Raw genomic sequence first — 20,567 nt, forward strand, 5'->3', positions numbered from 1 at the left:
GCGGCCCTGCCCGCGCCGGGCCCCGGTCCATCTGCCGGACGCCAGGCGCGGGCAACCAGGATTTGTGCGGCAGATGCCGCTTTCCCCAGCGCCAGCACGCGATGAGCAGCCAAGACCCTTCCGACCAGCCTCGCGACGACGAGCACCTGCCCCTGCATGCCTTGCTGGCGCCCGGCGCCGACCTGCCCCCCGTCGAACGTTTCCCCTCCTTCCAGCCCGAAGACGATCCGCTGCAGGCCCTGGTCGCCGAGCTGCGCAACTACCAGCGCGAGCTGGAGATCCAGAACCGCGTGCTGGACTATAGCCAGGCCGTGGCCGAAAGCGCCTCCGAGCGCTTCGAAGCCCTGTTTGCCAGCATTCCCCTGCCCCTGCTGGTGGTGGACGAGCACGACATGGTGGTGCAGGCCAACGCCATGGCACACAGCGCCTTCCAGCCCACCGAGCATGACCGGCTGCTGGTCAATTTCGCGCCCTTCGTGCACCCTGACGACGCCGAGCGCGTGCGCGAGACCTTCGTTGCGGCACGCGAACTGGGCCGCACCGAGGCCCACGAGGTCTGCTTCGACATCACCGAGCAGCACCAGCTGCGCGCCGACCTGCATGTGGCCTGCATCGCCATCCCGCAGCAAAGCGGCCCGCCCATTGCGCAGTACCTGTGCGCCGTGGTCGACCAGGGTCCGCTGCTGGCCGAGCGCCTGGCGCTGCAGCAGCGCAACCACCAGCTGTTCCTGAGCGAGCGGCGGCTCGAATCGGTCATCAACTCGGCCCTGGACGCCATCATCTGCCTGGACCACGAGCAGCGCATCACCGTCTTCAATCCCACGGCTGCCGCCCTGTTTCTGTGTCCGCCGCACGACGCGCTGGGCAGTCCGCTGGAGCGTTTCCTGCCCGATGCGGCCCAGGCCCTGTCCTTTGCGCCGCTGACCACGCAGGCCGTGCTGGGCGAGATGACGGCACGCACGGCCAGCGGCCGCGAAATCCCGGTCGAGGTCAGCGTCTCCTTCGAGCACCACAGCGGCGGCGAGACCACCACCGTGTTCGCGCGCGACCTCACCAGCCGCAAGAAGGCCGAGGCCCAGCGCAACGAGCTGGAAGAGCAGCTGCGCGAATCGCACAAGATGCAGGCCCTGGGCACCATGGCCGGCGGCATTGCCCACGACTTCAACAACATCGTGGGCGCCATCCTGGGCAATGTGGAGCTGGCCAAGGCCGACTGCGGCGGCAATGCCGCAGCCATCGAAAGCCTGCAGGAGATCGAAAAGGCCGGCCGCCGCGCGCGCGATCTGGTACGCCAGATCCTGACGTTCAGCCGCAATGAACCGCCGCAGCGCAAGCCCGTGCAGGCGCGCGAGGTCATGGGCGACACGGCGCGGCTGCTGCGCGTGACCCTGCCGCCCGCCGTGGAGCTGCAGGTGCACGTGCCGCCGCAGATGCCGCCCATGCTGGCCGACGCCATGCAAGTGGAGCAGGCCCTGTTCAACCTGTGCACCAATGCCATGCACGCCCTGGGCGAGCGGCGCGGCCTGATCCAGATGGATGCCGATCTGGTGCGCCCGGACCAGCGCCTGTGCGAACGCCTGGGCCTGCCGCCCGTCAGCTATGTGGCGCTGTCGGTGCAGGACAACGGCCCCGGCATGGACGCACGCACGCTGCAGCGCATCTTCGAGCCCTTCTTCACCACCAAGCCCGTGGGCCAGGGAACGGGCCTGGGCCTGCCCGTGGTGCACGGTGTCATGCGCAACCACGGCGGCGCCGTGGACGTGTACAGCATCCCCGGCCAGGGCAGCCGCTTCACGCTGTACTTTCCTCCGGCCGACCCCCTGACGCCGGCCGACTCTGCACCGGCCGAGCCCCTCGCCGCCCAGGCGCTGCCCAGCGCACCCGAGCCCCTGGCTGCCGCGGAAACCCCGACCGGCCCGCAGTTCGCCCTGCTGCCCGACCCGCAGGCCGCGCAGCAGCATGTGATGTACGTGGACGATGACCAGGCCCTGGTCTTTCTGGTGCAGCGCCTGCTGCGCCGGCGCGGCTACCAGGTCAGCGGCTTCACCGATCCGCACGAGGCCATCGAGGCGCTGCGCGCCGCGCCCCAGGACTGCGACCTGCTGGTCACCGACTACAACATGCCCGGCTACAGCGGCATCGACCTGGTGCACGAGGCCCTGTCCATCCAGCCGCAGCTGCCCATCGCGCTGGCCTCGGGCTACATCACCACCGAGATCGAGCAGGCCGCATTGGCTGCAGGCGCCAGGGCCCTGGTCCACAAGCCCAACGACGTGGAAGAGCTGTGCGCCACGGTGCACAGGCTGCTGAATGAGCGGGGAACGGCTTGACCCCTGAGCAACGCGATGGCGGCGCCAGTGCAGGTGACGGCGCAGGCGTCATCTGCCTGCACGAAGATGCCGAACTGCTGGTGCTGGACAAGCCCAGCGGCCTGCTGTGCGTGCCCGGGCGCGGCCCAGACAAGCAGGACTGCCTGAGCGCCCGCGCCCTGCAGCGCTGGCCCGATGCGCTGGTCGTGCACCGGCTGGACCAGGCCACCTCGGGCCTGGTGATCATGGCGCGCAGCCTGGCCAGCCAGCGCCTGCTGAGCGAGGCCTTTGCGCAGCGCCGCGTGCACAAGCGCTATGTGGCCGTGGTGGCAGGCAGCCCCGCCGCGCGGCAAGCCGGCGCATGGCAGAGCATCGACCTGCCGATTGCCGCCGACTGGGAGCGGCGCCCGCTGCGCATCATCGATGCCGTGCAGGGCAAGCCCAGCCAGACCCTGTGGCGCGCCCTGCCAGGCGCGCAAGCCACCGAAGTCCGGGACGCAATCACCACGCGGGTGCAGCTGCAGCCCGTGACGGGGCGCACCCACCAGCTGCGCGTGCACATGGCAGCGCTGGGCCATCCCATCCTGGGCGATGCGCTCTATGCCGATGCCGCCGTGCAGGCGCTGTCGCCGCGCCTGCTGCTGCATGCGCAGCTGCTGGAGCTGGCGCATCCCCTGTCTGGCGAGACGCTGCGTTTCGAATCCACCGCGCCGTTCTGATCCATCGCAGGAACACGCAAATCATCGCCACCGCGTACGTTGCTGCAATGCAACATTCAGCGTACGTGTTTCCCCTTCTTGCAGTTGGTCATATTGACTTCATGAAGCACCGTCAGGGTGCATCGTCGGCATCAGCCGTTTTCTTCGGCCAAAACAGCCCCCGCCCGAGGGCGCAGGCCGCGATGGGAGCCTTAGCGAAAAGCCTGTTGCCGCGCCAGCCCCGGGATACCCTGTTGCCATTGGTAACCAGGCGATTAACCTGTGCTTCTTTGCGCGGCTAGCCCCTACAGGAGCCACCGCGTTTTTCAGAACGCTTTACCCAAAGTTGAAGGAAGTACTCATGAGCATTCCGTTCCGCATGCACACCGTCGTCGCCGCCCTGGGTTTGGCTGGCGCCGCCCTGTTCTCCACAGCGCATGCGCAAATCAAGATCGCCATGGTGGTTCCCACCACCGGCCCGCTGACGCAGTACGGCGACATGGTCAAGGAAGGCGTGAACACCGCCGTGGAAATGGCCAATGCGGCCGGCGGCGTCAACGGCAAGAAGATCGAGCTGGTGTCCGTCGATGACGCCTGCGAACCCAAGCAAGGTCCCGTGGCCGCCAACCGCGTGGTCAACGCCAAGATCGGCTACGTGATCGGCCCCGTCTGCTCGGGCGCATCGATTGCCGCAGCCCCGATCTACAACAACGAAGGCGTGGTCGTGGTGACCCCCTCGGCGACGTCCCCCGCCCTGACCGACGGCAAGAACTACCACTTCATCTTCCGCACCATCGGCCGCGATGACCAACAGGGCCCGGCCGCCGCCAAGTTCATCCTGGAAAAGGCCAAGCCCAAGAAGGTTGCCGTGCTGCACGACAAGCAGTCGTATGGCCAGGGCATTGCATCCTCCGTGCGCGACGACCTGAAGAAGGCCGGCGTGGAAGTGGCCCTGTTCGAAGGCATCAACGCCGGCGACAGCGACTACTCCGCCGTCATCACCAAGCTCAAGAGCGCCGGCGTGGACTTCATCTACTACGGTGGCTACCACCCCGAAATGGGCCTGCTGCTGCGCCAGGCTTCCGAGCAGGGCCTGAAGGTCCGCATGATGGGCCCCGAAGGCGTGGGCAACCCCGAAGTCAACGCCATCGCCGGCAACGCCGTCGAAGGCATGCTGGTGACCCTGCCCGCAGACTTCTCGGCCAACCCCAAGAACGCCGCCGTGGTCAAGGCCTTCAAGGACAAGAAGCGCAATCCTTCGGGCGCCTTCCAGCTGACCGCATTTGCCGCCACGCAAGTGCTGCTGGACAGCATCAAGGCCGTGGGCGACAGCCCCGCCAAGGTGGCTGACCACCTGCACAAGTCCAACTTCGAGACCGTTCTGGGCTCGGTGGGCTGGAACAAGCAGGGCGACCTGAAGTCCTTCGACTTCCAGGTGTTCGAATGGCACAAGGACGGCAGCAAGTCGGTCGCTGCCAAGTAATCCCCCTCCGTCTGACTGACCGGGGCACGCATTCGGCGTGTCCCGGTCGTCTGCATCCTGGCCTTTTAGGCCTTTTCCTGTTTTGGGGCGGCATTACACCATGTCAGAACTCTTACCTCAGCTGATACAGCAGCTGTTCAACGGACTGTCCCTGGGCGCCATCTATGCCCTGATCGCCATCGGCTACACGATGGTCTACGGCATCATCGGGATGATCAACTTCGCCCACGGCGACATCTACATGATCGGGGCCTACATCGGCCTGGTCACGCTGTCGGCCATAGGCACGCAAAGCGGCCTGCCGGTGTGGGCCATCATCGGCCTGATGCTGGTGGTCTCGGTCTTCGTCACCGGCGTCTATGGCCTGGTGGTGGAGCAGGTGGCCTACAAGCCGCTGCGCCGCAGTCCCCGCCTGGTGGCCCTGATCTCGGCCATCGGCATGTCCATCTTCCTGCAGAACTGGGTGGCCCTGGGCCAGGGTGCGCGCGACATGGCCGTGCCCTCGCTGCTGCCGGGCGCGCTGCGCTTCGGTGCCGAAGGCGGCTTCGAGATCTATGTGCCCTACTCGCGCATCCTGATCATCGTGGTGGCCATCGTGCTCATGGTGCTGCTGACGCTGTACATCCGCCACTCGCGCATGGGCCGCGCCTCGCGCGCCTGCGCCCAGGACATGCACATGGCCAGCCTGCTGGGCATCGACACCAACCGCGTGATCTCGTTCACCTTCGTGCTGGGCGCCATGCTGGCGGCCGTGGGCGGGGTGCTGATCGCGCTGGCCGTGGGCAAGCTCAACCCGTTCATCGGCTTTCTGGCCGGCATCAAGGCCTTCACGGCCGCGGTGCTGGGCGGCATCGGCTCCATCCCCGGCGCCATGCTGGGCGGCGTGCTGCTGGGCGTGGCCGAGACCTTTGCGGCAGCCTACATCTCGTCCGAGTACAAGGACATCGTGGCCTTCGGCCTGCTGGTGCTGATCCTGCTGTTCCGCCCCACGGGCCTGCTGGGCAAACCTGAAGTGGAGAAGGTCTGATGAAAACCAAACCCACTTTGAACCTGCGCGACGCCCTGATCGCCACGGTGATGACGGCCGTGGTCGTCACGCCCATCTTCGGCCTGCACCTGGAACGCGCCGGCACCCGCACCATCATCAACCCCGACTGGACGGTGGTGGCCTGGGCCTGCGCCCTGGTCTTCCTGGTGCAGCTGCTGCGCCCGCTGATCGCGGCGAAGATGCCCAAGGTCTCGCTGCCCTCGCTGCCGCAGGCGCGCCCCAGCCACCGCAACGGCCTGATGCTGGCGGCCCTGCTGATCGCCGTGTCCTGGCCGTTCTTTGCGGGCCGCAACGCGGTGGACATCGCCACGCTGGCCATGATCTACGTGATGCTGGGCCTGGGCCTGAACATCGTCGTGGGCTTTGCCGGCCTGCTGGACCTGGGCTTCGTGGGCTTCTACGCCGTGGGCGCCTACACCTATGCGCTGCTCTTCCACTGGGCCGGCTGGTCCTTCTGGGAAGCGCTGCCGCTGGCCGGTGCCGCTGCCGCGATGTTCGGCTTCGTGCTGGGCTTTCCGGTGCTGCGGCTGCGCGGTGACTACCTGGCCATCGTGACCCTGGGCTTTGGCGAGATCATCCGCCTGCTGCTGGTCAACCTGACCAGCATCACGGGCGGGCCGGACGGCATCTCCAGCATCCCCAAGCCCACGGTGCTGGGCCTGGAGATGACGCGCACCCCCTCCACCGAGGGCGGCACGACGTTCCACCAGTTCCTGGGGCTGGAGTTCAGCTCGCTGCACATGGTGATCTTCCTGTACCTGATGGCGCTGCTGCTGGCCGTGGTCACGCTGTGGATCTCCAACCGCCTGGTGCGCATGCCCATAGGCCGCGCCTGGGAGGCACTGCGCGAGGACGAGATCGCCTGCCGCTCGCTGGGCCTGAACCCCATGAAGATCAAGCTGTCGGCCTTCACGCTGGGCGCCATGTTCGCCGGCTTCGGCGGTGCCTTCTTCGCGGCGCGCCAAGGCATCGTCAACCCCGAGTCCTTCACCTTCATCGAGTCGGCGCTGATCCTGTCCATCGTGGTGCTGGGCGGCATGGGCTCGCAGCTGGGCGTGATCATCGCGGCCATCTTGCTGACGGTGCTGCCCGAGCTGGCACGAGAGTTCTCCGAGTACCGCATGCTGATCTTCGGCCTGGTGATGGTGCTGATGATGGTCTGGCGCCCGCAGGGCCTGCTGCCCATGCGCCGTCGCCATGTGGAGGTGCGCTCATGAGGCATGCCGACACCATGATTTTTGGGACAACAGATAGCAGCAAGGGCCGGCAATGAGCGAGTATTTGCTAGAAGTCAAAGACCTGTGCATGCGCTTCGGCGGCCTGCTGGCCGTGGACCACGTGGGCTTCAACGTGCGTCCGCAGGAAGTGTTTGCCATCATCGGCCCCAACGGCGCCGGCAAGACCACGGTGTTCAACTGCATCAGCGGTTTCTACCAGCCCAGCAGCGGCTCCATCGCGCTGGACGGCAGCGCCATCGAGGGGCGCAGCAGCCACCACGTGGCCAACCACGGCGTGGTGCGCACCTTCCAGAACGTGCGCCTGTTCAAGTCCATGACGGTGCTGGAAAACCTGCTGGTGGCACAGCACCGCCGCTCGGGCGTCAACCTGCTGTCGGGCCTGTTCAACACGGCGGGCTACCGCCGCAGCGAAGAGGAAAAGATCGAGAGCGCCCTGCACTGGCTGGACGTGATGGGCCTGCGCGAGTTCGTCAACCGCGAGGCCGGCAACCTGGCCTACGGCCACCAGCGCCGCCTGGAGATCGCGCGCTGCATGATCACCAAGCCGCGCGTGCTCATGCTCGACGAACCCGCCGCCGGCCTGAACCCGCAGGAGAAAAAGGACCTGCAGGGCCTGATCGACCAGCTGCGCCGCCAGTACGGCATTGCCGTGCTGCTGATCGAGCACGACATGGGCTTGGTCATGGGCGTGTCCGAGCGCATCCTGGTCATGGAGTACGGCAAGCCCATCGCCATGGGTCTGCCGGATGCCATTCGCAACGATGAACGGGTCATCAAGGCCTATCTGGGAGAAGCCTGATGCCTGCCATGCTGCAACTGGAGAACATCTCCACCCACTACGGCGCCATCTGCGCGGTCGACAGCGTCAGCCTGCACGTCAACCAGGGCGAGATCGTCTCGCTGATCGGCTCCAACGGCGCCGGCAAGACCTCACTGCTGATGACGGTGTGCGGCAACCCGCGCGCCAGCTCGGGTCGCATCTCGTTCGAGGGCGAGGACATCACCCAGCTTCCTTCGCACCACATCATGCGCAAGGGCATTGCGGTCTCGCCAGAAGGGCGGCGCATCTTCTCGGACCTCACGGTCACCGACAACCTGAAGATGGGCGGATTCTTCCTGGACAAGCCGCAGATCGAGGCCGGCATCGAACATGTGTTCGGCCTCTTCCCGCGCCTGCGCGAGCGCGCCCACCAGCGCGCCGGCACCATGTCGGGCGGCGAGCAGCAGATGCTGGCCATCGGCCGCGCGCTGATGAGCAAGCCCCGCCTGCTGCTGCTGGACGAACCCACGCTGGGCCTGGCGCCGCTGATCATTGCGCAGATCTTCGAGATCATCCAGACCATCCGCGCCGCTGGCGTCACGGTCTTCCTGGTCGAGCAGAACGCCAACCGCGCCCTGCAGATCGCCGACCGCGGCTATGTGCTGGAGACCGGCAAGGTGGTGCTGGAGGACACCGGCGCCAACCTGCTGACCAACGACGCCGTGCGCCGCGCCTACCTGGGCGCCTGAGCGCCTGCGCGCCCGGCAAAACGCCGGCAATACTGCACGCCGGCACTGAACGGAGGCCCGCCATTCGGCGGGCCTTTTCATTTCAGAGCCCGCGAGACCTCACACCAGGCCGCGCTGCTTGAGCAACGCCCAATGCGCATCCGGCAGACGGGCCTTCATGGCCTTCAAGGGATCGACCTCGCCCGTGTTGTCGGCAAAGGCCACCACGAAATCATCGGTCACGGGCAGGCCCGCCTGCCTGACCATGCTCTCCAGCAAGGGCAGCATGTGCCTGAGCACCCGCATGGCCGAGGCATTGCTTTGCTTCATCTCCATCAACTGGCCATGCAGCAGGCAGGCTTCGCCTAGCGCCTCATCGGAGAACCAGTGCTCATCGGCCTCGCCCATGCCGCGTATCTCGTCCGGCGCCCACAGGTAATACGGAATCTCTTCACCACGCTCCAGCACCGCGCGCCGATAGGATTCGCGCCCCCAGACCAGAAAAGGCGGCCAGGCTGCAGTCAGGTCCTCATGCGTGTAGCAAAGCAAAAGACCGTAGAGCGGTTCGCCGCGTGGGATCTGCTGCAAGGCCGTGGCCAGTGACTGCTCCAGCAGCTGCTGCACACGCGCCTCGACGGTCTTCAGCGTCTCGCCCCTGGGCAGGCGCAGGTAGAGCAGCCTGTCGGCACCCGGCTCGGGCTGGCCCTGGGTGTCCAGGTATTGAAGGTGGATGCGATCCAGAACGCCGTCCGCGCCATGCACGAACACATGCCGCGTGAGCCAGGGCTTCTCACGGGTTTCCCAGTTCCGGGTCACGCTGCACTGCAGTTGCCGGCCGTCGTACTCATAACGGCTGTCCATGCCACGGTAGCCAAGGTGCATGTGATGGGCGACCAGCCGCCCCTCCTCGTAGCGGCTTTGGCTGACGGAATCGATGCTGCCGCCTCCATGCCACGACACGGTTGTGCGCTGGCCGGGCGTGTACAGGCATACCTGCTCGCGCGCGTTGGACCGGCATTCGATGACGATACGTCCCTGGGCATCAAAGCCGTGGTGCACATGCTTTTGCGGGTCTGCCCGCCCATCGCTGAGCCAGCGTGCGGCAGGGCCGCCGAACAGCTCACGGGCATAGGGTTCGTCAAAGCTCATGGAGTCGGACGCCCAGCGCCAGCTTGCGACCTGGCTGCGGATCTCGGCCCTCAATCGCTCCGAGGCCTCGGCACCGCTGAATTTCGAATACAGGGCCTGGATTTCTGAAGGGGAATTCATGTTCAAGCGAGATGCATGCGCGCGGAAAAAACCATTCTTGCATGGCGCTCCAATCCCGCTGCCGCGATTCTGGAAGTGGTCTGGCCGTGCTCCCTGGATTGTGCTGCCGGCCCTCGCATGGCAGCGCTATAAATGCAGCTTCGCCCAAGAATTACCACCCGCAAGGCCGCCCATGAACGCCCCCGCCCCCCATGACATGCTGCACCCCCTGGCCATCGACGTGGTGTCCGTGCAGTCCCAGGTCGTCTACGGCCGCGTTGGCAACAACGTGGCCATGCCCACGCTGCAGGCCATGGGACTGGCGGCGGCGGCCGTGCCCACGGTGGTGTTCAGCAATACGCCGCACTATCCCAGCATCCACGGCGGAGCAATTGCCGCCGAGTGGTTTGCGGGCTATCTGCAGGACCTGGGCGCGCGCGGCGCGCTCGGGCAACTGCAGGCCGTTCTGGCCGGCTACCTGGGCGGGCCGGAACAGGCCGGGCTGCTGGCGGACTGGGTGGCGGGCCTGCTGCAGCAGCGCCCCGGCCTGCGCGTGGTGGTGGACCCGGTGATCGGCGACCACGACAGCGGCATCTACGTGGACCCCGCCATGGTCGAGGCCTACCAGCGCCACCTGCTGCCCCTGGCCGACGGGCTGACACCCAACCATTTCGAGCTGGAACGGCTGACCGCGCGCCCTGTGCACGGCATGGACGATGTGGTCCAGGCCGCGCGCAGCCTGCTGACCGGCCGCACGCAGTGGGTGGCCGTGACCAGCGCGGCGCCCGAGCTGGGCGGCGAGCATGCACTGCGCATGCGCGTGGCGCTGGTCACGCGCGAGGACGTGCATGTGGTCACCCACGCGCGCGTGGATACGGTGCCCAAGGGAACGGGCGACTTGTTCAGCGCCGCGCTCACCGGCCACTGGCTGCAGGGCGCCAGCCTGCGCGAGGCGGCCGAGCGCGCCTGCGAACGCATCGTGCAGGCGCTGGAGCGCACGCGGCAGGCGCGCAGCGCCGAGCTGCTGCTGCCCTCGGACCCCGTCGCCTCCCGGGCAATGACCGCGCAGGCAGCACCGGCAGCACGGGCACAAGCGATACCATCGCCCGCATGAACAATGCATCGCCTCTCCTTTCCCTGACGATTCTCACGGGCGCTTCGCGCGGCATGGGCCTGGCCCTGGCCCGGCAACTGCTCGATGCCGGCCATGAGCTGGTCACGCTGTCGCGCTCCACCAGCGAAGACCTGAACCGGGCCGCCGCCACGGCAGGCGCCCCGCTGCAGCAGTGGAGCGTGGACCTGGGCGAGCCCGAGGCAGCGGCCCGCAGGCTGGGCGAATGGCTCGCCGGGCTGGACGCCACGCGCTACGCCAGCGTCACCCTGATCAACAACGCGGGCGTGATTCCGCAGATCGCGCCGCTGTCGCAGCTGCGGCCCGCCGACATCGCCCAGGCCATGCGCGTGGGACTGGAGGCGCCCATGCTGCTGACGGCCGCCTTCCTGGCCGCCACCGAAGGCTGGACGGCCGTGCCGCGCAAGGTGCTCAACATCTCTTCCGGCCTGGGGCGGCGCGCCATTGCCTCGCAGGCCTCCTACTGCGCGGCCAAGGCCGGCATGGACCATTTCAGCCGCAGCGTGGCGCTGGACGAGGCGCTCAAGCCCCACGGCGCGCGCATCTGCTCGCTGGCGCCCGGCGTCATCGACACCGACATGCAGGTGCAGCTGCGCAGCGCCGATGCCGCAGCCTTTCCCGACGCAGGCAACTTCGCCCAGCTCAAGGAGGGCGGCAAGCTGTCCACGCCCGAGCAGGCCGCCACCCTGGTGCTGGGCTGGCTGCAGCGCGCGGATTTTGGCGAGCAGGTCGTGGCCGACGTGCGCCAGCCCTGAACGTACGGGTCTGGCAGGCCCGATGCAGCAATAAAAACACCGGCAGCAGACAGAAACATATCGCCGTGCTGCCGGAAACAATCCAGCCCTTCGCACTGGAAAATATTCCGCAAGTTTTACCGGTTGCAGGAATCATTTCCCATATCCAGGCCGCGCATTGCCTTCAAAAACGTCATCTGGCAAAGGATGACGTTTTTCGTCTGCGTTTGCCAGTCCCGCTTTTCCAATCCTCCTACAGTGGCATTTATTGCGGCTGGCAAGAATGGGGCACTCAACTCCAGGAAATCCAGCCATGTCCATTGCCTATTCCGATCCCCTGGCAGCGCCAGTGGTCCCTGCGGCCAATACATCCGTCAGCGGTGTTTCATGGGCGGCGATATTCGCGGGCGCCATGGCGGCGGCCTCGCTGTCGCTGCTGCTGTTCATTCTGGGCACGGGCCTGGGCCTGTCGTCTGTCTCGGTATGGACCGGCCAAGGCATGGATGCCGGCGCCCTGGGGTGGACGGCCGTGGCCTGGATCGCCTTCACCCAGCTGGCCTCCGCCGGCGTGGGCGGGTACCTGGCCGGGCGGCTGCGCACCCGCTGGCAAGGCGTGCATACGGACGAGGTCTACTTCCGCGACACGGCCCACGGCTTTCTGTCCTGGGCGCTGGCCACGCTGGCCATGGTGGCCCTGATGGGCGCTGCGGCCGGTGGTGCGGTGTCCGGCGCCTTCAAGGCGGCGCAGACCGTGGCCACCAGCGCCTCCAGCGTGGTGGGTGGCGCGATCGGCGCCGCCGGCGGTGCGGCTGCTGGCGGTGCCGCAGCCATGGCCGGTGCCTCGGGCGCCGATGCCTCGCCCCAGGGCCTGGCCTACTGGACCGGCAGCCTGTTCCGCAATTCCGCGGCAACCTCCGGCAGCACAACGCCTGCCGACATGGCCAGCGCCACGCGGGAGGCCGGCGTGATCTTTGCCCAGTCGCTGCGCACCGGCCAGCTTTCTGCGGCCGATGAGCAATATCTGGCCCAGCTGATTGCGCGCAATTCCGATATTCCGGTGGAAGAAGCGCAAAAGAAAGTGCGAAGCACCTTTGATTCCGTACAGATGCAGATAAAGCAGGCCGAGCAAAAGGCAGAAGAGGCCAAGCAAAAGGCCAAGCAGGCCGCTGAAGAAACGCGAAAGGCCACCGCCCATTCCATGCTCTGGCTGTTTGTTTCCCTGATGCTGGGCGCCTTTGTGGGCAGCCTGTGCGCCACCTGGGGTGGCCGCCAACGCGATGCCATTTGATCCTGCATCGCAGTCAACACCATCCAACCATTCATTGAACGGAGGCCATTCATGCGATCCATACTGCTTTTTCTTCTGGGCGTGCCCATTCCCATCATCATTTTGATTGCACTGATGTTCTGAAGGAGCGCCGCATGCCCGCACCGCGCCGCAGCCACCCGGTCACGCAGCAGCCGCGGCGGGCTGCTGCGGCCGGCGGGCAGGACAAGGCTGCCGCTTCGCTGGCGGCCTACCGGCAAAAGCGCGACTTCACGCGCACGCCGGAGCCCTCGGCAGAACCTTCCAGCGACGCGATTGCAGGGCAGCCCGGCACGGGGGTCCTGCAATTCGTCATTCAAAAGCACTGGGCCAGCCATCTGCACTACGACTTCCGGCTGGAGCTGGACGGCAGCATGAAAAGCTGGGCCGTGCCCATGGGCCCCAGCTACGACCCGGCCGACAAGCGCATGGCCGTGCAGGTGGAAGACCACCCCATGGCCTACAACCGCTTCGAAGGCCAGATTCCGCCGGGCCAGTACGGTGCGGGCAAGGTCATCATCTGGGACCGGGGCACCTGGTGGCCACAAGGCGACGCCGCCGAGGGCCTTCGCAAGGGCAAGCTCAAGTTCGAGTTGCGCGGCCACAAGCTGCAGGGCCGCTGGACCCTGGTGCGCATGCGCGGCAAGGACGATGCCAAAAAACCCGCGTGGCTGCTGATCAAGGAGCATGACGGGCTGGAACGCGCCGCCGGCGAATTCAGCGTGGTCGAGGACATGCCCGACAGCGTGGCCGGCCTTCCCCTGGAACCTGCAGCAGCGGCAACGACAGAAACAACAACAGCAACAGCGCCAGCGCCAGCACGAAAGCAGCACGCCGGCACCGCGACCATGCCGCAGGAGATCGACCCCCAGCTGGCGACCTTGGTGGACCGCCCGCCCACGGAGGCCGGGCAATGGATCTTCGAGAGCAAGTTCGACGGCTACCGCCTGCTGGCCCGCATCGACAGCGGTACCGTGCGGCTTGTCACGCGCAACGGCAAGGACTGGACCGCCAGAATGCCTGCCCTGGCCCGCGCCTTGGCGGCCCTGCCCTTGCAAACAGGCTGGATCGACGGCGAGGTGCTGATGCTGGACAGCGACGACCGCCCCGACTTCCAGGCCCTGCAGAACGCCTTCGACGGCGAGCACACCGACCTGCTGGTCTTCTTCGCCTTCGACCTGCTGTGGCACGACGGCCAGGACCTGCGCCCGCAGCCCGTGGAACAGCGCCGCCAGCGGTTGCAGGAGCTGCTGCACAAGGCGCCGTCGGACCGCGTTCGGTTCAGCCAGGCCTTTGACGCCCCGCCCGCCGACCTGATGGCTGCCGCCTGCCGGCTGGGCCTGGAGGGCGTGATCGGCAAGCGGCGCGGCAGCGCCTACGTCTCGAGGCGCAGCATGGACTGGATCAAGCTCAAGTGCGGCCACCGCCAGGAGTTCGTGATCGCCGGCTATACCGATCCCCAGGGCTCGCGCACCGGCCTGGGGGCCCTGGTCCTCGCCGTGCATGGCGAGGACGGGCAGCTGCACGCGGCCGGCAAGGTCGGCACGGGTTTCAACGCACGCACCCTGGCCGACCTGCGCCAGCGCCTGGACGGCCTGGCCACCGGCACATCCCCGCTGGCAGACACCCGGGGCCTTGGCAGCCAGGTGCACTGGGTGCGCCCCACCCTGCTGGCCGAAGTCTCGTTCGCGCAATGGACCGCGGACGGCCGCATCCGCCACGCCGTATTCCAGGGCCTGCGCACGGACAAGCCTGCGCGCCGCATCGCAAAAGAGGAGCCACAGCACGTGCCATCGACCGCATCTTCACCCCGCACCGCAACCCGCCACAAAGCCGCCCCGCCCCGCATGGCCAAGGCGGCGCGCCTGCCCGCCACGATCGCCATCACCCATGCCGAGCGTGTCATCGACCCCTCCACCGGCATCACCAAGATGGAGCTGGCGCGCTACTACGCCACGGTGGCCCCCTTCATGATCACCCACCTCAAGGCCCGGCCCGTGGCCATGGTGCGCGCGCCGGAGGGCATCGAGGGCGAGCTGTTCTTCCAGAAACACATGGACCAGACGCCGCTGCAGGGCATTGCCGCCCTGGCGCCCGAACTCGATCCCGGCCATGCGCCGCTGATGGAGGTGGCGCGGCGTGAAGGCCTGGTGGCGGCTGCGCAGATGAACACCATCGAATGGCACACCTGGAATGCCCGCCGGGACCGCATCGACCGGCCCGACCGCATGACCTTCGACCTGGACCCCGGCGAGGGCGTGCCCTGGACGCAGGTGCAGGAAGCGGCCACCTTGCTGCATGTGCTGCTGCAGGAGCTGGAGCTGCCGGCCTTCCTCAAGACCAGCGGAGGCAAGGGCCTGCATGTGGTCGTGCCGATCAAGCGGCTGCTGGACTGGGACACGGTCAAGGCCTTCTCCCAGGCCGTGGTCCAGCACCTGGCCAGCACCGTGCCCCAGCGCTTCGTGGCCAAGAGCGGGCCACGCAACCGCGTGGGAAAAATCTTCGTGGACTACCTGCGCAACGGCTTTGGCGCCACCACGGCCTGCGCGTGGACAGCGCGTGCGCGGCCCGGCATGGGCATCTCCGTGCCCGTGGGCTGGAACGAGCTCGACAGGCTCACGGGCGGCGCGCACTGGACCATTCGCTCGGTGGACCAGCGCCTGCGCCTGGGCAACTCGCCCTGGGAGCACTACGGCACGGCGGCCACCAGCCTGGGCCGCGCCATGAAGGCGCTGGGCTTCGAGGCACCGGCCCGCGAAGCGCCGCCAACGAGGAAAGCACAACGATGACCAGGAAAGCCACATCTCCCCGCACGGCCCCGGCCGTCTCCTCGCGCAGCCTGTGGAAGGGGGCCATCAGCTTTGGCCTGGTCCACATCCCGATAGGCCTGTATGCGGCCACGGCCAGCACGGACATCGACTTCGACTGGCTGGACAAGCGCAACATGCAGCCCGTGGGCTACAAGCGCATCAACAAAGTCACAGGCAAGGAGGTGGCCTCGGCCGACATCGTCAAGGGCGTGGAATTCGAAGAAGGCCGCTACGTGGTGCTGAGCGCCGAAGAGATTGCCGCCGCCTTTCCCAAGACCACGCAGACCATAGAGATCGAGGCCTTTGTCGATGCCGACGATATCCCCTTCATCTACCTGGAGCGGCCCTACTACACCGCCCCCCTGCACCGGGGCGGGAAGGTCTACGCACTGCTGCGCGAGGCGCTGCGCAAGAGCAACAAGGTGGGCGTGGCCAAGGTCGTCATCCAGGCCAAGCAGCACCTGGCCATCCTGATCCCCTGCGGCCGGGCGCTGGTGCTGAACCTGCTGCGCTGGGGCGGCGAGATCCGTTCCTTCGAGCAGCTGGACCTGCCGCCGCTGGACGCAAGGGCCGCAGGCATCAAGGCCGCCGAAATGACCATGGCCCTGGCACTGATCAAGGACATGAGCCAGGCCTGGGACGCCGACCAGTTCCGCAACTCCTTCAGCGAGGAAATCCACCAGCTGGTGCAGGCCAAGGCCCATGCGGGCGACGTGCAAAGTGTGCAAAGGCAGCAGGACGCGCCCGCCGCACCCGCCAACGCAGCCGTGCTGGATCTGACCGCCCTGCTCAGGAGCAGCCTGGGCAAGGCAGGCAGCGGGGCCCCCGCCTCCGCGGCCAAGGAAAAAAATACCGGGGCGGCGGCAAAAGCTGCAAAAGCTGCAAAAGCGCCCGCGACCCGGACAACGCCCAAGCCCCGAAAGCCAGCGTCCAAGGCGCCTGCAAAACGTTCAACATCCAAATGAAACGGACCATTGCCGTTTTGCATAATCTAAAAATGGCATTTCATGATAAAAAATACATGCATTTTTGCCGCAAAAATGGATTCCACGATATGCATAGCAAATTCCAATGATTTACCAAAAGTAATCTTCCGAATTTCCTACACGCCGTGGATTTTTCAAGCAGCACAATGAAATTGCAGTGATGACGGCATCGCTGTTTACTTAAGGAGTATGGAAATGACGCAACAGACCAATAACCCTCAAGGCAACACGGCCAGCAACCAGCAAAACGACAAGAACAAGCAGAACCAGCAGCAGCAACAAAACAATCCGGGGCAGCAGCAGCAAAGCAATCCCAATAATCCCAACCACCAGCAACAGCAGAGCAACCCTCAGCGCAACCAGCCGGGTCAGCAGCAAAAGCAGGACAGCCACCAGCAGCGTTGAGCCGCAGGTTGCATGACCTGAAAAAAGGGTCCTCCGGGCCCTTTTTTTATTTTCCCATTGCGGCAACTGAAAAACATACCGTTGCTCCGCTTGAAATATCCGCGTCAAAAGAACATGGCGTTCATTCCCAAGGAGTGCATCATGGCCAAGAAAGCCCCAGCTGAAAAGAAATCCCCATCCCAATGCCCCGTTGGCCACGGCGGAGAACTCCAGCAGCAGGCCGAAGCCTCTCATCCTGTATTGACGACGCAGCAGGGCATACCGGTTGCGGACAACCAGAATTCATTGAAGCAAGGGCCAAAGGGACCCACGCTGCTGGAAGATTTCATATTGCGCGAGAAAATCACGCATTTCGACCATGAGCGCATTCCGGAGCGGATCGTCCATGCACGCGGCACAGGTGTCCACGGTTATTTCCAGCTGACCGATTCACTGGAGCAGTACACCACCGCCAAGGTGCTGACCGAAACCGGCAAGCAGGTGCCGGTCTTCGTGCGCTTTTCCACCGTGGCCGGCGGCGCAGGCTCGGTGGACACCCCGCGGGATGTGCGCGGCTTCGCCATCAAGTTCTATACCGAAGAGGGCAACTGGGATCTGGTCGGCAACAACATTCCGGTGTTCTTCATACAGGACGCCATGAAGTTTCCCGACCTGGTCCATGCCGTGAAGATGGAGCCGGACCGGGGCTTTCCACAGGCCGCCACGGCGCACGACACGTTCTGGGACTTCATCTCCCTCATGCCCGAGTCCATGCACATGGTCATGTGGATCATGAGCGACCGCACCATCGCGCGCAGCCTGCGCATGATCGAGGGCTTTGGCGTGCACAGTTTCCGGCTGGTCAATGCGCAAGGCAAAAGCACCTTCGTGAAATTCCACTGGCGGCCCGAGCTGGGCATCCAGTCCACCGTCTGGGACGAGGCCCTGAAGCTGCAGGCCGCCGACAACGACTACCACCGCCGCGACCTGTTCGAGGCCATCGAGGCCGGCGACTACCCGGCCTGGGAGCTGTGCGTGCAGCTGTTCTCGCAGGAACAGGCCGACGCCCTTCCCTATGACCATCTGGACCCCACCAAGATCATTCCGGAAGAGGAAATACCGCTGCGCAAGATCGGCCGCTTCGTGCTGGACCGCTGGCCCGACAACTTCTTTGCCGAGACCGAGCAGGTCGCCTTCTGCCCGGCCAACCTGCCCCCGGGCATCGACTTCAGCAACGATCCGCTGCTGCAGGGCCGCCTTTTCTCCTACCTGGACACCCAGCTGTCGCGCCTGGGCGGGCCCAACTTCACGCAGCTGCCCATCAACGCGCCCAAATGCCCGTTTGCCCACGACCAGCGCGACGGCCATATGCAGACCCAGGTGCCCAAGGGCCGCGTGGCCTACGAGCCCTCCAGCCTGCAGGCCGACAGTCCGCGCGCCTCGGCGGCGCGCGGCTTCAGGCACTTTGCCCAGGATGACGGGGACGGCGCCAAGGGCCGCATCCGCCCCGAAAGCTTTGCCGACCACTACAGCCAGGCGCGCATGTTCTACGCCAGCCAGAGCGCGGTGGAGAAGGCCCACATCGCCAGCGCCCTGGTGTTCGAGCTGTCCAAGGTGCAGACGCCGCATGTGCGACTGGCCGTGGTGGGCCACCTGCAGGTGATAGACGCCGACCTGGCAAAGCGCGTGGCCGACGGCCTGGGCCTGCCCCAGCTGCCGCCTGCCGCCAAGCCTGCCGTGCCCCCGCAAAAGCTGCCGCCCAGCCCGGCCACGCGCATCATCGACCGCATGAAACCCACACTGCAGGGCCGCTGCGTGGCCATCCTGGTGGATGAAGGCTCCAGCGCCCGACACATTGCCGCCTTCCACAAGGCCCTGGTGGCGCAAAAGGCCAGCGTGAAGATCATTGCGCCCAAGATCGGCGGCGCCACGCTGGACGACGGCAGCCACCTGCCTGCAGACGGCCAGCTGGCCGGATCGCCCTCGGCGCAGTTCGACGCCGTGGTGTCCATCCTCACGCCGCAGCGCGGCGAAGCCCTGGCCCGGGAAGCGGCTGCCCAGGACTGGTTCCGCGATGCCTTCGGCCACCTCAAGGCCATTGCGGCCTGCAAGGCCACCGGGCACATCCTGCAGACCGCGGGCATCACGCCGGACGATGGCGTGTTTCCCATCGACACGCCCAAGCCCTTTGTCGAAGGCGCCAAGAAACGCTTCTGGGACCGCGAGCCCACGCTGAGGACGCTGGCCTGAGGCCGCAGGCCACCGGCTTTTGCGAATCATTGCTACCAAATGTCAACGCTTCGGCCCCGTGCAGGGGTCCGGGCATGGCGATTGCTGCAGCGGCTGCATGGCCGCTGCGGCCCGCCACCATCACAGGAGAAACCGTTCCATGATCGCTGCGCCACCCACACCGCCTGCCACACCTCCCGTCGCTCCGCCGGTCAATCCGCCGCCGACCGAGCCGCTGGTGCCACCCGTGGGTGATCCTCCGCCGGCTCCGGCGCCTTCGCCCTATTCCGATCCCCCCATCGCACCTCCGCCGCCGCCGCCGCAGGGGTTGCACTGACTGCAGACCTCATCCATATCAACGACCGCATGCCCGGCTGGCGCCGCGTGCGGCGTGGCAAAGGCTTTTCCTATGTGGACCAGGACGGCAGGCCCGTGCGCGACGCCCAGGCGCTGGAGCGCATCCGCAAATTGGCCATTCCACCGGCCTATGTGGATGTATGGATCTGCCCTGACGCCCGGGGCCACCTGCAGGCCACGGGCCGCGATGCCCGCGGGCGCAAGCAATACCGCTATCACCCGCAGTGGCAGGAGCAGCGCAAGCAGGTCAAGTTCGACCGCATGCGCGAGTTCGGCCGGCATCTGCCCGCCATTCGGCGTGCCGTGGCGCGGGACCTCAGGCCGGGGCGGCCGCAGCTCGAAACCGTGGTGGCCACCATCGTCTGGCTGCTGGACTGCACGGCACTGCGCGTTGGTAATGACGAGTATTCAGAAGCCAATGGATCCTTCGGCCTGACCACGCTCAGGAACCGCCACGCCCAGGTGCGCGCCGGCGAGCTGACGCTGAGCTTCAAGGGCAAGAGCGGCGTCGCCCAGCAGGCCCGCGTGTCCGACCGGGCCGTGGCCCGCATCGTCAAGCGCTGCCAGGACCTGCCGGGGCAGCGGCTTTTCCAGTTCGTGGACGACGAGGGGGATGTTCACCACGTGCGCTCCGAGCACGTGAACGACTACATCCGCAGGATCTGCAGCAAGGCCGGGGCAGACGAGGCAGACGGACCGGACTTCAGTGCCAAGGACTTCCGTACCTGGCATGCCAGCGTGTACGCGCTGGAGCTGGCCATGGCCGCCGCAGCGTCACCGGCGGGCAGCCGCCATCCAGGCGCGCTCACCTTCACGGACCTCATCGCCGAGGTGGCGCGGCGCCTGGGCAATACCTGTACGGTTTGCCGCAAGTTCTACATCCATCCCCAGGTACTGGCCCTGTGCGAGCAGCCCGGACAATGCCCGCCCGCCGCGACCGCTGCACCCGCACGGCGCACGCGCGGGCTGAGCGCCAAGGAATGCCTGTTCCTGGGCCTGCTGGAGCCCCAGCCCCGGCCCCGCCGGACCCCGCCCCGACGTGGCCAGGGCGCCAGCCGCCGGCCCGCCTGATCCGCTTGATCCTCTCTTTGCGGCGACGGCGGCGGGGACCGGACCA

Annotated in this window: 16 protein-coding genes; 14 read left to right on the plus strand and 2 right to left on the minus strand. The window is 66.5% G+C overall.

Features of this window, described 5'->3' with window-relative positions; genetic code table 11:
• The first annotated feature begins 101 nt into the window (after positions 1-101).
• The 7 genes from ACF8ML_RS17355 (at position 102) to ACF8ML_RS17385 (ending at position 8,285) form a co-directional block, all read left to right on the plus strand.
• Positions 102-2,330, plus strand: a complete 2,229-nt coding sequence (locus ACF8ML_RS17355; protein ID WP_272206773.1) for a PAS domain-containing sensor histidine kinase — start codon at positions 102-104, stop codon at positions 2,328-2,330.
• Positions 2,327-3,028 (plus strand): RluA family pseudouridine synthase, encoded by a 702-nt coding sequence (locus ACF8ML_RS17360; RefSeq protein ID WP_392407518.1) that lies wholly within the window; start codon positions 2,327-2,329, stop codon positions 3,026-3,028. The genes ACF8ML_RS17355 and ACF8ML_RS17360 overlap by 4 nt, the downstream gene beginning before the upstream one ends.
• A gap of 340 nt (positions 3,029-3,368) precedes the next feature.
• A complete protein-coding gene (locus tag ACF8ML_RS17365) occupies positions 3,369-4,490 on the plus strand; it encodes a branched-chain amino acid ABC transporter substrate-binding protein (RefSeq protein ID WP_016446333.1) in 1,122 nt (373 codons plus the stop codon).
• A 100-nt stretch (positions 4,491-4,590) separates the two neighbouring features.
• Positions 4,591-5,517, plus strand: coding sequence for a high-affinity branched-chain amino acid ABC transporter permease LivH (livH, locus tag ACF8ML_RS17370; protein ID WP_016446334.1), 927 nt, complete (start codon positions 4,591-4,593; stop codon positions 5,515-5,517).
• Positions 5,517-6,755, plus strand: coding sequence for a high-affinity branched-chain amino acid ABC transporter permease LivM (locus tag ACF8ML_RS17375; protein WP_016451503.1), 1,239 nt, complete (start codon positions 5,517-5,519; stop codon positions 6,753-6,755). Before livH ends, ACF8ML_RS17375 begins: the two co-directional genes overlap by 1 nt.
• A gap of 52 nt (positions 6,756-6,807) precedes the next feature.
• Positions 6,808-7,575 (plus strand): high-affinity branched-chain amino acid ABC transporter ATP-binding protein LivG, encoded by a 768-nt coding sequence (gene livG, locus ACF8ML_RS17380; protein WP_016446336.1) that lies wholly within the window; start codon positions 6,808-6,810, stop codon positions 7,573-7,575.
• Positions 7,576-7,583: 8 nt separating this feature from the next.
• Complete coding sequence (locus ACF8ML_RS17385) at positions 7,584-8,285, plus strand: ABC transporter ATP-binding protein (RefSeq protein WP_026062223.1); 702 nt, start codon at positions 7,584-7,586, stop codon at positions 8,283-8,285.
• 99 nt (positions 8,286-8,384) lie between these two features.
• Here the strand turns inward: ACF8ML_RS17385 and ACF8ML_RS17390 are convergent, their stop codons facing one another.
• Positions 8,385-9,533 (minus strand): hypothetical protein, encoded by a 1,149-nt coding sequence (locus tag ACF8ML_RS17390; protein WP_016446338.1) that lies wholly within the window; start codon positions 9,531-9,533, stop codon positions 8,385-8,387.
• 172 nt (positions 9,534-9,705) lie between these two features.
• Between ACF8ML_RS17390 and pdxK the strand changes: the two genes are divergently transcribed.
• From pdxK to ACF8ML_RS17415, 5 genes are all read left to right on the plus strand, one after another.
• Positions 9,706-10,626, plus strand: coding sequence for a pyridoxine/pyridoxal/pyridoxamine kinase (gene pdxK / locus ACF8ML_RS17395; RefSeq protein WP_392407521.1), 921 nt, complete (start codon positions 9,706-9,708; stop codon positions 10,624-10,626).
• On the plus strand, positions 10,623-11,399 hold the full coding sequence (locus ACF8ML_RS17400; RefSeq protein WP_279495118.1) for an SDR family NAD(P)-dependent oxidoreductase: 777 nt from the start codon (positions 10,623-10,625) through the stop codon (positions 11,397-11,399). Before pdxK ends, ACF8ML_RS17400 begins: the two co-directional genes overlap by 4 nt.
• Positions 11,400-11,691: 292 nt before the next feature.
• Positions 11,692-12,666, plus strand: a complete 975-nt coding sequence (locus tag ACF8ML_RS17405; protein WP_016451500.1) for a hypothetical protein — start codon at positions 11,692-11,694, stop codon at positions 12,664-12,666.
• A gap of 134 nt (positions 12,667-12,800) precedes the next feature.
• Positions 12,801-15,473, plus strand: a complete 2,673-nt coding sequence (gene ligD, locus ACF8ML_RS17410; protein ID WP_392407523.1) for a DNA ligase D — start codon at positions 12,801-12,803, stop codon at positions 15,471-15,473.
• Positions 15,470-16,459 carry a Ku protein gene (locus ACF8ML_RS17415; RefSeq protein ID WP_016451498.1) on the plus strand — a complete coding sequence of 330 codons (990 nt, stop codon included), beginning with the start codon at positions 15,470-15,472 and terminating at the stop codon, positions 16,457-16,459. The genes ligD and ACF8ML_RS17415 overlap by 4 nt, the downstream gene beginning before the upstream one ends.
• Positions 16,460-16,660: 201 nt before the next feature.
• Here ACF8ML_RS17415 and ACF8ML_RS17420 read toward each other — a convergent pair whose 3' ends face one another.
• Positions 16,661-17,119: a hypothetical protein gene (locus tag ACF8ML_RS17420; RefSeq protein WP_275826769.1), complete on the minus strand. Its 459-nt coding sequence runs from the start codon at positions 17,117-17,119 to the stop codon at positions 16,661-16,663.
• Here ACF8ML_RS17420 and ACF8ML_RS17425 point away from each other — a divergent pair.
• Entirely contained in the window at positions 17,027-19,114 is a 2,088-nt protein-coding gene (locus ACF8ML_RS17425) for a catalase (protein WP_392407524.1), read from the plus strand. The genes ACF8ML_RS17420 and ACF8ML_RS17425 overlap by 93 nt on opposite strands.
• 345 nt (positions 19,115-19,459) lie before the next feature.
• Positions 19,460-20,521 carry a DNA topoisomerase IB gene (locus ACF8ML_RS17430; protein ID WP_016446347.1) on the plus strand — a complete coding sequence of 354 codons (1,062 nt, stop codon included), beginning with the start codon at positions 19,460-19,462 and terminating at the stop codon, positions 20,519-20,521.
• Positions 20,522-20,567 lie beyond the last annotated feature (46 nt).

This window comes from Delftia sp. WSY_10 (assembly GCF_043104705.1).
Taxonomy (GTDB): Bacteria; Pseudomonadota; Gammaproteobacteria; order Burkholderiales; family Burkholderiaceae_C; genus Comamonas; species Comamonas tsuruhatensis.

What these genes read in the sequence shown, in the direction of transcription:
- ACF8ML_RS17425 (WP_392407524.1), top strand. Translation starts at nt 17,027, where the DNA reads ATGGCCAAGAAAGCCCCAGCTGAAAAGAAATCCCCATCCCAATGCCCC.
- livG (WP_016446336.1), top strand. Translation starts at nt 6,808, where the DNA reads ATGAGCGAGTATTTGCTAGAAGTCAAAGACCTGTGCATGCGCTTCGGC.
- livH (WP_016446334.1), top strand. Translation starts at nt 4,591, where the DNA reads ATGTCAGAACTCTTACCTCAGCTGATACAGCAGCTGTTCAACGGACTG.
- ACF8ML_RS17420 (WP_275826769.1), bottom strand. Translation starts at nt 17,119, where the DNA reads ATGAGAGGCTTCGGCCTGCTGCTGGAGTTCTCCGCCGTGGCCAACGGG.
- pdxK (WP_392407521.1), top strand. Translation starts at nt 9,706, where the DNA reads ATGAACGCCCCCGCCCCCCATGACATGCTGCACCCCCTGGCCATCGAC.
- ACF8ML_RS17400 (WP_279495118.1), top strand. Translation starts at nt 10,623, where the DNA reads ATGAACAATGCATCGCCTCTCCTTTCCCTGACGATTCTCACGGGCGCT.
- ACF8ML_RS17415 (WP_016451498.1), top strand. Translation starts at nt 15,470, where the DNA reads ATGACCAGGAAAGCCACATCTCCCCGCACGGCCCCGGCCGTCTCCTCG.
- ACF8ML_RS17355 (WP_272206773.1), top strand. Translation starts at nt 102, where the DNA reads ATGAGCAGCCAAGACCCTTCCGACCAGCCTCGCGACGACGAGCACCTG.
- ACF8ML_RS17365 (WP_016446333.1), top strand. Translation starts at nt 3,369, where the DNA reads ATGAGCATTCCGTTCCGCATGCACACCGTCGTCGCCGCCCTGGGTTTG.
- ACF8ML_RS17390 (WP_016446338.1), bottom strand. Translation starts at nt 9,533, where the DNA reads ATGAATTCCCCTTCAGAAATCCAGGCCCTGTATTCGAAATTCAGCGGT.
- ACF8ML_RS17405 (WP_016451500.1), top strand. Translation starts at nt 11,692, where the DNA reads ATGTCCATTGCCTATTCCGATCCCCTGGCAGCGCCAGTGGTCCCTGCG.
- ACF8ML_RS17430 (WP_016446347.1), top strand. Translation starts at nt 19,460, where the DNA reads ATGCCCGGCTGGCGCCGCGTGCGGCGTGGCAAAGGCTTTTCCTATGTG.
- ACF8ML_RS17375 (WP_016451503.1), top strand. Translation starts at nt 5,517, where the DNA reads ATGAAAACCAAACCCACTTTGAACCTGCGCGACGCCCTGATCGCCACG.
- ACF8ML_RS17385 (WP_026062223.1), top strand. Translation starts at nt 7,584, where the DNA reads ATGCTGCAACTGGAGAACATCTCCACCCACTACGGCGCCATCTGCGCG.
- ligD (WP_392407523.1), top strand. Translation starts at nt 12,801, where the DNA reads ATGCCCGCACCGCGCCGCAGCCACCCGGTCACGCAGCAGCCGCGGCGG.